The sequence below is a fragment of the Microbispora sp. H13382 genome (assembly GCF_014161445.1).
Classification (GTDB): domain Bacteria; phylum Actinomycetota; class Actinomycetes; order Streptosporangiales; family Streptosporangiaceae; genus Microbispora.
The window spans coordinates 149,953-165,671 of sequence record NZ_JABBXA010000011.1; the positions used below are offsets into that span (position 1 = coordinate 149,953).

The 15,719-nt window shown below is 70.8% G+C and carries 9 protein-coding genes; 5 read left to right on the plus strand and 4 right to left on the minus strand.

All coding sequences use genetic code 11. The features are described from left to right. Positions 1–84: 84 nt before the first annotated feature. The 3 genes from HHX41_RS22615 (at position 85) to HHX41_RS22625 (ending at position 7,349) form a co-directional block, all read left to right on the plus strand. Complete coding sequence (locus HHX41_RS22615; protein WP_182907619.1) at positions 85–837, plus strand: hypothetical protein; 753 nt, start codon at positions 85–87, stop codon at positions 835–837. A gap of 263 nt (positions 838–1,100) precedes the next feature. Further along, positions 1,101–6,656, plus strand: a complete 5,556-nt coding sequence (locus HHX41_RS22620) for a metallophosphoesterase (RefSeq protein WP_182907620.1) — start codon at positions 1,101–1,103, stop codon at positions 6,654–6,656. A 165-nt stretch (positions 6,657–6,821) separates the two neighbouring features. Continuing rightward, positions 6,822–7,349: an EF-hand domain-containing protein gene (locus HHX41_RS22625; protein ID WP_182907621.1), complete on the plus strand. Its 528-nt coding sequence runs from the start codon at positions 6,822–6,824 to the stop codon at positions 7,347–7,349. On the opposite strand, the gene HHX41_RS22630 is transcribed toward HHX41_RS22625, so the two are convergent. After that, complete coding sequence (locus HHX41_RS22630; RefSeq protein ID WP_310742125.1) at positions 7,322–8,266, minus strand: RNA polymerase sigma-70 factor; 945 nt, start codon at positions 8,264–8,266, stop codon at positions 7,322–7,324. The two genes, HHX41_RS22625 and HHX41_RS22630, sit on opposite strands and share 28 nt — an antisense overlap. Before the next feature lie 479 nt (positions 8,267–8,745). Here HHX41_RS22630 and HHX41_RS22635 point away from each other — a divergent pair, with 479 nt between their 5' ends. Continuing rightward, the gene (locus HHX41_RS22635) at positions 8,746–10,869 is read left to right on the plus strand and encodes a prolyl oligopeptidase family serine peptidase (RefSeq protein WP_182907622.1); all 2,124 of its coding nucleotides are present in this window, start codon (positions 8,746–8,748) and stop codon (positions 10,867–10,869) included. Here the strand turns inward: HHX41_RS22635 and HHX41_RS22640 are convergent. The 3 genes from HHX41_RS22640 to HHX41_RS22650 form a co-directional block, all read right to left on the minus strand. Next, positions 10,845–11,879 (minus strand): WxL protein peptidoglycan domain-containing protein, encoded by a 1,035-nt coding sequence (locus HHX41_RS22640; protein WP_182907623.1) that lies wholly within the window; start codon positions 11,877–11,879, stop codon positions 10,845–10,847. The genes HHX41_RS22635 and HHX41_RS22640 overlap by 25 nt on opposite strands. Before the next feature lie 119 nt (positions 11,880–11,998). Beyond that, the gene (locus tag HHX41_RS22645; protein ID WP_182907624.1) at positions 11,999–13,522 is read right to left on the minus strand and encodes a metallophosphoesterase family protein; all 1,524 of its coding nucleotides are present in this window, start codon (positions 13,520–13,522) and stop codon (positions 11,999–12,001) included. A 111-nt stretch (positions 13,523–13,633) separates the two neighbouring features. Beyond that, on the minus strand, positions 13,634–14,866 hold the full coding sequence (locus tag HHX41_RS22650; RefSeq protein WP_182907625.1) for a HupE/UreJ family protein: 1,233 nt from the start codon (positions 14,864–14,866) through the stop codon (positions 13,634–13,636). Between the two features lie 164 nt (positions 14,867–15,030). Between HHX41_RS22650 and HHX41_RS22655 the strand changes: the two genes are divergently transcribed. Continuing rightward, entirely contained in the window at positions 15,031–15,702 is a 672-nt protein-coding gene (locus tag HHX41_RS22655; protein WP_182907626.1) for a hypothetical protein, read from the plus strand. The last annotated feature ends 17 nt before the right edge of the window (positions 15,703–15,719 follow it).

Here is a 15,719-nt window from a genome sequence, read left to right on the forward strand (position 1 = left end):
GCATCCCCCGACCTCCGGCCGGGCGACCCGCGATTGATCGGCGTGTGGGTGAACCGAGGCGAGGGTGCGTACGTGGTCTGAGGCATGAGACTACGACTGATCCTGCTGGTGGCGATGACGGCGCTGACCGCGGCCTGTGGAGGAGGGGAACCGGACACGTCGGCGGCCGCGGCTGACGACGGGCCGGCGAAGCCGGTCGCCTCGTGGGGCGCGGAGGGCGGGTTCGTGACCGCGACCATGAACGTGCTGCGTCCGCCGAGGACGGTGCTGTACGGCGACGGCCTGGTCATCGCCGACGCGAGCAAGCAGCTGACGCTCACCGATGCCGAGACGGGCGAGGTGGTCGCGCGGATGCAGGAGTACCTGGGTGGGCAGCCGCCGACGGCGGCGCCGAAGCCGGGTGCGCCGTCGGTGACGGACGTGCCGGACACCGTCCTCGGCGTACGGGGGAAGGACGGGAAGATGCTGGAGGTCCGGGTCCCGGCCCTGGAACAGCTCGCGGACTTCTACCCGAAGCAACTGCTGGACGCGAAGAAGCTGATGGAGGGCCTGGCGACCCGGGCCGCCGCGGAGGGCACCGACTATGTCGCCGGCCGCGTCCGGCTGGTCGCCGAGGAGGCCCCGTCGGCGGAGGGCGAGCCGTCGCCGTGGCCCGAGGGCGTTCCGGAGCCTTCGGGCGTGGTGGACCCGGTCTGGCAGAAGGACGTCGAGGGGGCGGCGGCGAGCGCGGTCACCAAGGCGGTTCCCGCCGGGCAGGAGTACGGCCGGTCGCTCTTCAAGACCAGCTCGGGGGAGACCTTCGTGCTGTCCTGGCGTTACCTGCTGCCCCAGGAATAGCCGCCGGCCTTCCCGGTGCCGGAGTGCGGGAACGCTCTCCCGCGCAGGAGGCGCTCACACTGCGCCGGGCGGAGGTGCTCGCGGTGTGGCCGAAAGGTTGTCCGCCGCCGTTTCAATCACGGACTGTCCCTATGCGTCCGAAATGTGAGATATGCCAGGTTTAGTCGCTCGTTTGCCTTCGCGACATGCGTGCGAAGCGAACCGTTTCACCTGCCCTGATTTCTATGATCGGCACGCTTGAACCATGTGAAACGGTAGAAAACATGACGCGCAGTAGCGCACCACGCACATCCACCTGGTCCGGTGCTGTCACGGCCGTCGCACTCGCGGCCGGCGCGCTGGTCGGCGCCCCGGCTTCCCCGGCCTCGGCGGCCGGCGAGGATCGGCCGGCCTACCTCGGCAGGACCCTGTACACCGGCGAGTTCCACGCGCACACCTCGGTGAGCGACGGCGTCAAGCTGCCGCCGGACGCCTACGAGCACGTCCACGACGAGACCGACGCCGACTTCTTCGCGGTCACCGAGCACGACGTCATGTGGGACATCCGCAACGGCGACGACTTCGTCGACAACTGGCGGGACGCCGACTCCGCCGAGTGGCGCTACCTGCACGAGAGCGCCGCGAAGTTCAACGCCGGCCAGAAAGACCTGGTCGCGGTCCCGTCGATCGAGAACACCTGGTACGACGGCACCGGCCACATCAACGTGTTCGGCACCGACTGGCACGTGACGGCTCGGGCGACCGAGAAGGGCAGCGTCGACGGGTACGGCAACGTGTTCGGCACCGGCGACATGAAGTACGACTACTTCACGTTCCTGGCCCGCCTGAAGCAGGACCCGGACGCGATCGGCCAGTTCAACCACCCGTCCACGAAGGACAAGGGCGACTTCTTCGGCTTCAAGGGCCTCGACTCCGTCGCCGACGACCGGATGGACCTCATCGAGGTCAAGTCCGCCGACGCGGTGGGCGAGTTCCAGAAGGCGCTGGACGCCGGCTGGCACCTGGCCCCGACGTGGAACGGCGACGAGCACTCCGCGACCTGGGTGTCCGGGAACCCGTCGATCACCGGCGTGTGGGCCAAGGAGCATTCCCTGGACGCGCTGTACGCGGCGATGCGGGACCGCAGCCTCTACTCGACCGCCGACACCAACGCGGTCCTCGGGTTCGGCGGCAACGGCAAACTCATGGGCTCGATCCTGCCGGGTGACACCACCGGCCTGGACGTCGAGCTCCGCCTCGCCGACCCGGACGCCAAGGACTCCTTCACCTCCGCGCGCCTCATCACGAACGGCGGCGCCGTCGCCCACGACTTCGGCGCGATCAGCGGCAACGACCTGACGCTGAAGACCACGCTGAACGTCCGGGACGGCGACTTCTACTACGTCCGCGCCGACCAGGCCGACGGCAACTTCCTGGTCTCCGCGCCGATCTGGGTCGGGAAGACCACCCGCGGCGCGAACTACGCTCCGGTGATCACCGTCCCGGCCGGCTTCCCCGCCACGGCGCGGTACGGCGACACGATCACGCTGCCCCAGGCGACGGCGACCGACGACTCCGGCGTCCAGCCGGCGGTCACGTACAAGGTGTTCGATTCCGCGGGCGAGGTGCCGGTCTCCGGCGGCGCCTTCCGGATCCGCTCGTACGACGACGCGTTCGTGGTCGTGAAGGCGACCGACAACCTCGGCAACACCAACGCCGAACTGCTGCGCGTCCGGGTCTCCCAGAAGGAGCCGGACCCCGCGGGCGTCTTCCGCTTCGGCGGCAACGCGACCGTGGGCGAGAAGCCCGGCTCCGCCGGCGTCGCGGTCACCACCGACCGCGCCGTCGAGCGGGTCTACGCGCAGGTCCTGCCCGAGGGATCGGACGACTGGTCCACGGCCGAGGTGCTCACGTCCACCAACGACCGGCCGTACGAGGTGAACACGGTCGGCAACGACGAGCCGGTCTACCAGCACTCCATCACGGGCCAGACCCTGCGCTCGCACGAGTTCCGGCTGACCGGGCTGAAGGTCGGCACGACCTACCGGTTCCGGTTCGGCGTGGCCCGCGACGGTCGCGCACCCGCCGCCACCGACGCGCCGGCCTGGACCGACGTACGCGGCGGGTTCCGCGCCGGCGGCGCCAAGGGGGAGCCGGTCTACATCCTGGGCGACGTGCAGGTGCCCGACGGCGACGCCGGCGAGCTCACGCTGCCGGGGCGGGTGCTCGACCGGCTGAAGAGCCAGGCGCCGGGCGGCGGTACGGTGATCCAGGTCGGCGACCTCGTCGACCGCGGCGGCCGGGGCGAGAAGTGGGCCGAGATCCACGAATCCTTCCTGTCCACGCTCGACCTGCAGTACGCGGGCCTGGTCGGCAACCACGAGACCTACGAGGACCTCGACTACGACGCGGTCGGCAGGCAGCCGGGTGCGATCTTCACCAACACGTTCGCGCTGCCGGGCAACGGTGTGATCGGCGAGAGCAACTACTCCTTCGACCGCGGCGACGTCCACTTCTCCGTGCTGAACTCCAACACGCGCCTCGACGAGCAGCTCGACTGGCTGGTCGACGACGTACGCGCCTCGGACGCGACGTGGAACGTCGTCGTGGGGCACTTCTCCTACTACGGCGGCCAGCACGCCGACGACGGCGGCATGGACATCGACCGCGACAAGGTCACGCGCGTGCTCGACCGGCTCGGCGTCGACCTGTACGTCGGCGGGCACGACCACGTCTACAAGCGGTCCACGATCTACGACGGGCGCCTGGCCACCACCCCCGAGGAGGAGGTCGCGGGCACCACGTTCGTGACCATGGGGTCGTCCGGCCCGAAGTTCTACGACAACCAGAAGTTCTGGTGGGACGACAAGGTCTTCGACGAGAACGTCCAGATGGGCGGCGTCCTGACGGTGACCGACGCCGGCCTGCGGCTGTCGACGTACACGATCGACGGGCGCCTGGTCGACGAGGTGACGGTCGCCAAACCGCGCGGTTCCTGGAAGGTCTCCTCCGCCGAGATCAAGGACCGTGAGCTGAAGGGCGTGGGTCTGTTGTCCTCTCCGGGCAGCCTGGACAAGGTCACCGTCATGGCGGCGACGTACGACAACGCGCAGCAGCGGATGATCGACGTCCGTACCCTCGACGTCACGCTCGACCACCGCGGTCGCGAGCAGTACGTCCGGTTCGGCACGCCGCTGCCGGTGGCGCCGAGTTCGACGGTCAAGCTCTTCACGTGGGACTCACTGGGGTCCGGCAAACCGCTCCGGCCCGCCGTGACCCTGCGTGAGGGCCTGGCCGGCGAGGGCAGCGAGCAGGCGCCGTACCTGATCGACTCGCCCGACGACCTGGCCAAGGTCGACAACGACCCGGCCGGGCACTACCGGCTGACCGCCGACCTGAACCTCACCGGCCTCGCCCGCGCTCAGATCGGCCGTACGACCACCTTCACGGGCGTCTTCGACGGCGACGGGCACACGATCTCCGGGCTGGCCGCCCTGCCCGGCCAGGGGCCGGGCCTGTTCGCCGACAACCACGGCACGATCGAGGACCTGGTGGTCCGGGGCGACGTCACCACCGACCGGTCCACCGCCGGCCTGGTCGCCGACGCCAACCACGGCACGATCCAGCGCGTCCGCGTCGACGGGTCGCTGACCGCGAACAGCTACGTCGGCGGCATCACCGGCCACCACTTCGGCACGGTTCGCGACAGTATTTCCACGGTGGACGTGCGCGCCACGACCCAGTACGCCGGCGGGGTCGTCGGCGTCTCGGTCGGCGGGTCGGTCACCGAGAACGTCCTGGCCGCCGGCGCCGTCGTCGCGAACGGCGCGTCCGCGGGCGGTGTGGCCGCCTACGGCTACACCGACACCCAGGTGCGCCACACGGTCGCGCTGAACACGAACGTCTCCGCGTCGAGCTACGCGCACGCCATCGTCGGCCGCGTCTACACCGGGCAGACCGCCACGCTCGAGGACAACCACGTCAGCCGGTCCGTGCCGATCAGCGGGCAGTCGCTGACCGGCCCGCCCGCGGCCGACAACCAGAAGGGCAACGTGGTCGCGCCCGCGGAGATCCAGAGGCAGACCTTCTACCAGGAGCGCGGCTGGGACTTCGCGACCGTCTGGCAGTGGAACGACGTCGCCAGGCGCCCGACCCTGCGCATGGCGCCCGAGACGCTCGAACCGGTCCCGGCCCCCGGGCTGCCGGCCGACGAGCGCGGCTTCTACAAGATCGGCAGCGCCGAGGATCTGGCCCTGATGGGTAAGCACCCCTCCTACGACTACGTGCTCGCCGCCGACATCGACCTGACCGGCACACCGTTCACCAGCCTGCCGGGGCCGTTCACGGGCGAACTCGACGGTGCGGGCCACACGATCAAGGGCCTGAACTCCACCACCGGTGGTCTGTTCACCCAGATCTCCGGGCACGTCCACGACCTCGCGGTCCTCGACGCCACGGTGAACACCACCACCGCTCGCGCCGGCATCCTGGCCGGCAGCAGCACCGGCACCGTCGAGCGCGTCCAGGTGTCCGGGGCCGTGACCGCGGGCTCGCGCGCGGGTGGTCTCGTCGGCGATTCGCAGGGCGTCGTGCGCGACGCCTACTCCGCCGCGAACGTGCACGTGCGCGGCACCGAGGCGGGCGGCGTGATCGGCGTGGCCCTGGCCGGCTCCACCACGGAGCGGGTCTTCGCCACGGGCTCTGTCACCGCCGACGGCCGCAACGACGGCGGCGTGGCCGGCTACGGCTACACCGGCACCACCATCCGCGACTCGATCGCGCTCAACCCGACGGTGACGGCACCCTCCTGGGCGCACCGCTTCCTGGGCCGGGTGCTGGCGAACAACGTCGCCACGCTGAGCAACAACTGGGCGGCCGAGACCGTCGAGGCGAAGTCACAGACCGAGACCGCGATCGGCCCGGCCACGCTCAACGGCGCCACCGCGACCCGGGACGAGGTCGCCGCCCAGGCGTTCTGGGCCGGCAAGCTCGGCTTCGACTTCGAGCACGTCTGGCAGTGGGACGCCGGCCTGGGCCGGCCGGTGCTGCGCGGCATGGCCGCACCCGAGGCGACGGCGGCGCCCGCCGCCGTAACGACCGCCGCACCCGCCGAGGCGCCGACGGCGGCCGCACCGGAGACCAGCGCCGAGCCCGGGGCGGCGCGGACCCTCACGTCCCCCACCGCATCCACCACCGCGTCCACCACCGCGGTCCCGGGGGCGGCCGAGGTCGTCGAGGCCGGCGGCATCCGCCACGAGGCGGTCGCGAACGACGACGGCACCGTCACCGTTACGGTGTCCGCCGGGACCGCGGCGGCGGCCGAGCAGCTGTCGTTCCTCCTGCTGGAGGCCGGCGCCTCGACGTCGGCTCCGGCCGAGGACGACATCGCCTACCTCGGAGAGGCGCCTCTCGACGAGCAGGGCAACGCGACGCTGACCGTGCTCCCGGACCGGCCGGGCGGGACGATCCTCGCGCTCAACACCTCCGGTGACATGCGGCGCCACGTCGCCTCGCTCCTCCCGAGCACGCCCGCGACCCCGGCGATGAGGGTGCTCCACGACGCCGTCACCGCCACGGGCAAGACGAAGGGGAACGCACCCGCCCAGGCGACGATCACCCTGGTCTGCGCGGGTGCGGACAAGTGCCGGGAGCAGGTCGCCGTTTCCCACGACGGCCACCTGCTCGACACCAGGAAGGTCACGCTCCAGCCCGGCAAGACCGGGGACCTGAAGCTCACCCTCCGTGACGAGGCCCGTGCCGCCCTCCTCGCCGGCGAGTCGATCACTCTGGACGTACGGATCGGCATGGCCCCGGCGGTCCAGGTGACCGTCACTCCGTGACGTACCGGCCGGGGAGGTCCCGGACTCTCCGGTGATCCCGAGCGCATGGCGCCCGCGGCCTCGGCCGCGGGCGCCATGGCTGTAACGCACTAGTCACTTGTTGTGTACTGTCACGGACAGTTATCTCTCGGCAGCATGGAGTCTCCCCGAAGAACGGAGACGGATGTGGCCAGTGAGTTCCAGCGGAGGAAGGTCGGCGGAGTCTTCCGGGCGATGGATGTGGACGGCGACGGCCGGCTGACCGAGGCCGATTTCCAGGCGCTCGCCGGCCGCTGGACGGCCGTCGCCGGATCCGGCGATCCGGAGCGACTCGCCTCCGTCATGACCGGCTGGTGGCCGGTGCTCCGGGCCGCCTCCCGCCGGGACGGCGACAACGCCGTCACTCTCGACGAGGTGCTTCTCGTCGTGGAAGGACTCGGCGACCGGGCGGACGCCGTCTCCGCCACCGCCGACGCGATGTTCGAGGCCGTCGACCTCGACGGGGACGGTCTGATCTCCCGTTCGGAGTACGGCGCGCTCATCGAGACGTGGAACGGGACGCCCACGGCGACCGACGAGGTCTTCCCCCGCCTGGACCTGGACGGCGACGGCCACCTCACCCGCGACGAGTTCCGCACCCACTGGACGGAGTTCTGGGCGGGGGACGACCCGAACGCTCCCGGGAGCTACGTATTCGGCGTTCTCGTGGAGTAGCCGGGGGACGGCGTCCCCACGGCGGACAGTGCGGCGATCTTGGTGGGGTTCATCAGCCACAACACCTGGTCGATGCCCTCGTCCGAGGCGTTGACGGTGAGAACCGTGAACAGCTCGCCGTCGCGGTGCAGCAGAGCGGCCGCCTGCCCGTTCACGTCGGCCCATTCCACCTCGACCCCGGCCCAGAACCGGTCCGCGAACGCCCTGACGTACTTCGCGACCCGGAACGCGCCGATCACGGGGATGCGCGAGGCGCGGACGGCGCCGCCGCCGTCGGAGTAACTGACGGCGTCCGCGGCGAGGAGCTCTTCCAGCGCGGCGAGGTCGCCGGAGCGGGCGGCGGCGACGAAGACGGTGAGCAGCCTGCGCTGTTCGGCTCGGGTCACCGGTGCCCGGCGCTCGGAGACGATGTGTTTGCGTGCTCTGCTGACGAGTTGCCGCACCGCGGCCTCGCTCGCCTCGATGATCTCGGCGATCTGCCCGTAGGGGTAGTCGAACGCTTCTCGCAGCACGTAGGCCGCGCGTTCGGTGGGCGAGAGCTTCTCCAGCAGGAGCATGACCGCGAAGCCGAGGGCTTCGCCTCGCTCGGCGCCGAGGTGAGGGTCGTTACCGGTGTCGACGGGTTCGGGCAGCCACGGGCCGACGTACGTCTCGCGGCGGACGCGAGCGGACTGCAGGGTGTTGATGGCGAGGCGCGTGGTCACCGTCGCCAGGAACGCCCCCGGGTCGGCCACGATGCCGCGGTCGTACGCCTGCCAGCGCAGCCAGACGTCCTGCAGCAGGTCTTCCGCTTCGGCGGAGCTGCCAAGGATCCGGTACGCGATTCCGAACAGGCGTGGCCGCACGCTCTCGAAGCTGGCCGCCGCCTGGTCGAGGTCCTCCGCCCCGCTGTGATGGCTCCCCGCACCGATATCCACGATCGTGATGGCCCCGTTCCTCCGGCGGATGGACCTCTACAGCTTTTCATCCGCCCGCGCAGGGGCTTCGCCGGGGGATCGTCGATCCGGTCGCGTCCTTATCGCCGTCGCGTGAGATTGATCTCCACTGGCATTCTCGTACGCCTTCGTTTTTTCGGTGGATTTGACGACAGGATGATTGACGGCTCGTCGCTTCCCGTGAGTCGAGGGGCCCGACGTGGTGCCGGTGTTTATCGATCCCGGGCGCGGGGATGGTCGGCGTCGTAATCGCCCAATTCGGGGCGAATCGACGGATCCAGGAGGCTGACATGACTGGATACCTGCCGTATCGCGATTCCACTCCCGCCGCCCGTATCGGGGGCGTGCGCGGCTGGCAGGCGGATATTCTCCGCGGCGAGTCGTAGCTGAGTGAATCGAGGTGCTGCGGCGCGTACGGCCGCAGTACCTCGACATATCACACGACGTATCGGGGGACGTCCATGGCGCGATTGTTCTACCCTGCCGCCCGGCGCGGCGACGTGGTGGAGAATCTGTTCGGAAATCCCGTGCCCGATCCCTATCGCTGGCTGGAAGACGGCGATGACGCGCGCGTGCGGGAGTGGGTCGCGGCCCAGGACCGTCTCTTCCGCACCCACCGCGAGCAATGGCGTGACAAGGAATCCTGGGCGTCTTCCGTGGCCGAGGTGTCCTCCTTCGGCGTGTCGGAGCCCCCGATGGTGCGGGGCCCGGTCATGTTCCTCGCCGAGCAGCGGCGCGGGGACGAGCAGCGGCGCCTGCTCGTCGTCGACGCCGAGGGCGGCAGGCGGGTGCTGGTCGACCCGATGGAGGCCGATCCGTCCGGTCACACCGGGCTGTACGCCTGGTGGCCGTCCCGTGAGGGGGAGCGGGTGGCCGTGCAGATGGAGATCGCCGAGCAGCCCGGCAGCGACGTCGTCGTGCTGGACGTGCGTACCGGCGAGGTCGTGGACGGGCCCTTGCCGCGTGCCCGCAACACCTCGCTCGCCTGGTTGCCGGGAGGGGACGCGTTCTACTACGTCAGCCGTGTTCCCGACGAGGAACTGGCCTCCGGCGACATGCGGCTGCACCGGCGGGTGCGGTTGCACCGGATCGGTGCGCCCTGGCAGGCCGACACGGTGGTGTTCGGCGGCGAGGACGCCCCCGACCACTATTACGGGCTCACGGTCAGCCCCGACGGCCGTCATCTGGCCGTCACCGCGGCGGCCGGGCCCGCCCCGCGAAACGACGTGTACGTGGCCGAACTCGCCGATCCGGAAGCTCCGAGCTTCGTCAAGGTCGTGGACGGAGACGCCGTCCGCGCGCGGGTGCTCCCGCGCTTCCTCGCGGACGGCCGTCTGCTGCTGGTCACCGATTACCAGGCGCCGTGCGGCCGCGTCTGCCTGGCGGACCGGCACGACACCGGCCCGGGAGCCTGGCGCACGCTGGTGCCCGAAGATCCTGAGGCCCCCTTGGACGAGTGCCTGGTCCTGGACGGCCCGGCGCTCGCCCGGCCCCTCCTGCTGGTGGCGCGCGCCCGCCACGGCACCTCCACACTGACACTGCACGACCTGGCCGACGGCCGGCCGCTCGCCGATCTGCCCCTTCCCGGCGCGGGCATCGTGTCATCCCTGCGTACGAGCGTCCCGCCCGGGCACCAGGCGTGGTTCAGCTACTGCGACGCGACCACGCCCCCCACCATCTATCGGTACGACGCCGTCCGCCGGAGGGCGGAACGGGAAGCCGGCGCGGCGACGGCCGGGAACACCCCGGCGATCCACAGCCGCCGTGTCCGCTACCGGGCCGGTGACGGCACCGCGATAACGCTCTTCCTGTTCACGGCGGACGAGGAAGACCGGGGCCCGCGTCCCACCCTCCTGTACGGCTACGGCAGCTTCGGCATGCCGATGCGCCCGTGGTTCTTCCCCCTGGCGGCCGCATGGGTCGGCGCCGGCGGGACGTACGCGGTCGCCTGCGTGCGCGGAGGCGGCGAAGAGGGCCAGCGCTGGCACGACGCCGGGCGCGGGCCGCACAAGCACCGCGCGGTCGGCGACTTCAACGACGCCGCGGCCTGGCTCATCGAGACCGGCGTGACCACCGCCGACCAACTGGCGATCTATGGTCAGTCAGCCGGGGGTCTCCTGGTCACCGCCGCCGCCGTGCGGCGGCCGGACCTGTACGCCGCTGTCGTCGCCGAAGGCCCGCTGTGCGACATGGTGCGCTACGAACGGTTCGGCCTGGGATGCACCTGGACCGATGAGTTCGGCAGCGCCTCCCGGCCCGAACAGCTCCAATGGCTGCTCAGGTACTCGCCCTATCACCACGTCACGCCCGGAGTCCGCTATCCCGCGTTCCTGCTCACCGGCGCGGTGACCGATCTGCAGACAGGAGAGGCCCACGTCACCAAGATGTGCGCGGCCCTCCAGCACGCCACCAGCGGTGACCGGCCGATCCTCATGCGCAGGGAACCCGACACCGCCCACGCCGCCTCGCCCGCGAGCAAGGAACGCGCCCTGACCGCGGACATCCTGGCCTTCGCCGGTGAACACACCGGCCTGTCACCGGGACGGACGGCCGTACGTCTTCACGAGACGGCCGCGGAACGGTGAGGAACCCGCCCCGGACGGCCACCGGCCTTACGACGGCGCCGGGCGGCCAGGGCCGCGACGACGAGTCCGCAGACGACGAGGAGGACGAGCAGCAGCGTCCACGGCGGGGTCCACGCGTGCGTGGTGCTCTCGACGGCGGCGAGCGGGGCGACCGAGCCCGCCGCGTCGGTGAGCAGCGGGACGAGGGAGACCGTCCCCGTCAGTCTCAGCGCGGGCGTCACCCCGCGGACCGGTACGGAGACCTTCCAGGTGTCGCCCGGGAGCAGCTGGGGCGAGTCGTCGATGTGTCCAGCCTCGGCGTGCCAGCGCCCGAAGGGCCCGGACACGGACACCGTCTGACGAGCGGTGAGAACGCTGTTGCCGTCGTTGCGGATCGTGTAGGTGACGGTGGCGTCGCCCTTCCCCAGCGGATTGGGCGTGCCCGAATAACCGACGTGCAGGTTCTCCACCGACAGGCTCGGCTTGAGCTCTCCGCCCACGCGCAGGCGGATCCGGATGCCGAGGCGGCGCCCGTCCGCCGCGCCGGCCGAGGCCGGTGAGGTGACGATGCCGCCCATGTACTCGCCGGGCGCGGCGTCCTGCGGAAGAGCGACCGTGAACGGCACCTCGGCCGACTCCCCGGGCGGGACCGTGACGTCGGGGCGGTCCGTGCGGACCCACGCACCCACCCCGGCCGGTTTCGCGTCCCTGCCGCGCAGGTCGAGCCGGCCCTGCTCCGTGGTGAACCCGTCCGCGGCGTACACGGCCAGGTGGAGCGGGGTCGTGCCGCGGTTGGCGATCACGAGTCCGTCCTGGAGCCGCCCGCCCGGGTCCAGGGTGTAGCTGTAGTTCCGCCGGCCGGATCCGAAGTCGTTGGAGGCGGTGGTGACCGTCCAGGAGGCCTCGCCGTCCGCCGCCGCCGCGGGGGCCGCCCCCACGTCGAGGAGGGCGAGCGTGGCGAGCAGCACCACGGCGACGGCCCGGGCGAGGGAGCCTGCCGCGCTTGTCGCGGGCGGTCTGAGCGGGTGCATCTGATTGGTCCTCGGTGGTCTCTTGGGCGGGGACGGGCGACGTGCCGTGGGGCGGGCGTCATGACGACGCCCACCCCACGGTCGATCGGGGCGAGAGGCCCTACGTCACCCTCGGTCGTCTACTGGAGCCAGTCCGACTCGGCGGCGGCCGGTGTGTCCTCGCCGGCCTTGCCCTCGTTCGTGTGGATCACGACCTTGTCGACGAGGGAGCCGACTTCGGGAGCGGCGGTGGCGCCGTTGTCCGGGCCGCACCACTTCACCTTGCCGAGCTCCACCGCGGCGTTGGGGGCGGCGCAGGTGCCGCTGCGGATGTTCTCGACCACGAGCTTGTTGCCGCGCACCTGGACCCGCACGTACGTGCGGACGTGCTCCTGGTTCTCGACCGAGTTGGCCCAGTGGCTCTTGGGGTTCAGCGGGTCGGGGCCGAAGTCCGAGCCCACGACCGGAGCGGTCAGGTCGTAGTACTTCGAACCCGACGCGGAGTTCGCCGTCACGTAGATGACGCCGCCCGGGCCCTTGGACACCTCGGTGGCGCCCGGCTGCTCGTCCTGGTTCGCCTTCTGACCGTTCTTGAGCACGTAGCTGCGGGAGTAGCTGTGGTCGTGACCCTGCAGGACCAGGTCGATGCCGAGCTTCGAGAAGGCCGTCGGGAAGTCCTGACGCCGCACCTTGTTGTCGCCGTCGTTCGCGTGAGCGGCCGGCGAGTAGATCGCGTGGTGGTAGATGAGCACCGTGTGCTTGGCCTTGGCGCCGTGGGCCTTGACGACGTCGGTGATGTAGCCGACGTGCGCGGCGTCGGCGCCGTTGGAGTAGGCGTTGCTGTTGATGTCGATGAACAGCACGTTCTTGTACATGAACCAGTAGTTGCCGCCCGACCGGGTGGTCGAGGCGCCGTTGTAGTACGGCGCGGAACGGTCGGTGTTCGGCGTCCAGAAGTGCTGTTCGTACGCCTTACCGCCGACGTCGTGGTTGCCGATGGTGGCGGCCCACGGGTACTGCCGCAGCTTGTCGGGCGCGAGGAACGCGTCCCACTGCGTCTCGGTGTTGGCGGTCTCGACCTGGTCGCCGCCGGATACCAGCAGCTCGGCCTTCGGGTTGGCGGCGAGGGCGACGTTCAGGGTGTCCTCCCACCCGGCGCCGTCCTTCGCCACGTTGCCGGACGAGCCGATCTGCGGGTCGCCGAAGAACAGGAAGTCGAGGTTGTTGCCGTTGAAGTCCTGGGTCGTGAAGGAGTACGTCGGGGACCAGCTGCCCTCGGTGCCGACCCGGTAGGCGTACGCGGTGTTCTGCTTCAGGCTGTCGATCGTGGCGTGCGCGTTGTAACCGCCGTTGACGACGTTCGCGGTGACCGTGGCCGCGAACGTGACGGCGTTCGCGGGGAATTGGCCGTCGACGACCTTGGACGCCGGCGCGACCTGGACCACCTGCGCGGTGCCGGCCGAGGAGTACCACGACACGACGCGCTGCGTCTCGTCGGCGCCCACGCCAAGGACGACACCGGTGAGCGTCACGCTGTCGGCGTGGGCCGCGGTCGCGAGGCCGCCGCCGAACACGGCGCCGGCGCTGAGGGCGGCGGCGGTGGCGCTGAGGGCCACCCGGCGCAGGACGTGCCCGGGGCCCTGAGTCCCCTTGTCGAGCTTCATTGCTTTCCATCCATTTGGGGGTATTGGAGCGATTTGCACGCTTTCGGGATTCAATGTCGTGAAGATGAACATGGGGCGGGCGGACCGTTGCGCTTGCCGGAAGTTGTGATCTCAGGCTCCGAGCACTCGCTGCACGAACCACACAAGGCCCATCGCGGCCACACCCGCCGCGATCGCCCCGGTCGTCCACAGCCCCGCGATCGGCCGCCGGTGACGCAGCAGGGCGAGCAGCGGGAAGACGGCGACGATGATCGACAGCTGGACGGCCTCGATGCCCACGTTGAAGACGAGCAGCGACCACAGGAGCGTCCACGACCACGCCTGGTCGATGCCGAGCGCCGAGGCGAAGCCGAGGCCGTGCACGAGGCCGAAGCAGAAGACCACCGCGAGCCGCGTCCAGCCCGCGCGGTCCAGGCCGAGGTGGCCGTGACCGGCCGTCTCGAGATCCGTGGCGTGCGATCGGCGCCGCCAGATCCGCCACAGGTGCCAGCCCGCGACGACCGCGATCGACAGGGCGATGACGGGCTCGACGAACGCCGCCGGCACCTCCACGAGGCCGAGGGCGGCGAGGACGAAGGTCACCGAGTGGGCCAGCGTGAAGGTCGTCGCGGTCAGCACGATCTCGCGCAGGCGGCGTGACCCCGCGATGAGCGCCAGCAGGAACAGGATGTGGTCGAGTCCGCCGAGCAGGTGCTCGGCCCCGAGCCGGAAGAACTCCCAGAACCGCTCGAACCAGGACTGCTGCGTGGAGAACGACCGATGCTGGGCGTCGAGGGCCGTGCTCCCGGACTTCAGGTCGAGGTCGTAGGTGACGATCGTCTTGCTGTCGCGCACGTATCCCTCCGAGCCGGGGAACAGCCCGCTGCGCACCTCGTGCGCCTCGGCGGACTCCGGGCACCGGTAGTCGAGAATCAGCCGCGCGTAGGGGACGCCCTCGCGTGGCCCGATCGTGAAGCCGCCGTCCCTGACCGGGGCGCACGCCGTGCCGCCGGCGGTGACGCCGAAGCGCTCGGTCACGTACGCGACGACCGAGTCGGCGTGGGCGTCGAGCGCGGCGGCCTGCTTAACCGCGTCACCGGCCTCGAACGCCGCGGTGCCCGCTTTGAAGAGCGGGTCGTCCTTCTCGTAGTCGGCGGCGGAGACGACGAGAAGGTCGTACTCCAGCTGGAGTTCGGCGCGGACGTGCCCGGTCGCGGGCGAGGCGAGGCTGACGTAAACCGTCGAGGTGAACCCGTGGGCGAGAGCGGGCAGGGCGCCCAGCGGAGCGGAGAGGGCGCTGAACAGGACGGCCACGGCTGCGGCGGCGATGACAGCATAGACACGACGCCGAGCGGCGGGGGACATATGACTCCTTTTGGCTTTGGCGTACGAAATCTGCTCGATTGAGATGAACGATCGGTATCTCGGGCGCGAACCGACGAGGAATCACGTTCGGCGGACGCGACCTCCGCATCGGACATGGGGTAGGAAATAGGCGCAGTCCCCGCCGCCTTCGAAGGACGATCCCCATGCGCTCTCGGCTTCTGCCTGCCTGCACCCTGGCCGCGGCAGTCGCGACCGCCCTGCTGGTCAGTGGATGCGGCTCCGGTGACGACTGGTCCCGGCCGCACGCGAAGCCCACCGCCGTCGGCACCCCGGGCCCCGGGTTCTTCCCGGCGACGTCACCCGCGCCCGAGGCGACGATCACACCCGGGCCCGGCTCCTGGAACGGGGTCCACCCGCCGGAGGGCTACCGCGTGGTGCTGCTCACCGCGGGGGAGGACCGCCAGACCAGGACGCTGGTGAGCGCGGTGACGGCGTGGGCCGAGGAGGAGCGCGTCAGCCTCAGGACCGTCACGGCCACGCGGCCGGACCAGTTCGTCCCGAGCATCAGCAGGGCGATGGAGATGAAGCCCGATCTCATCGTGAGCGCCGGCGACGACCTCGTCGACCCCCTGGCCCTGGTCACCCCCAACCACCTCGACCAGCAGTTCCTCGTGGTCGGTGCGGAGCTGGCCGAGCCCACCGCGAACGTCACCGCCGCCGACTGGCCCGGTGCGTCGTTCCGCGGCGAGGGCCTCGGCATGTCCTCGACGTACGACCCGGCCAGCTTCACGCCCGAGCGCGCCGGACGCGCCGTACGAGCCGGCGTCGCGTCCGTCCTCACCGGCATGACCGGCATCGTCATCTTGCTCGATTAGGGCCGCTCGGGGGTCGG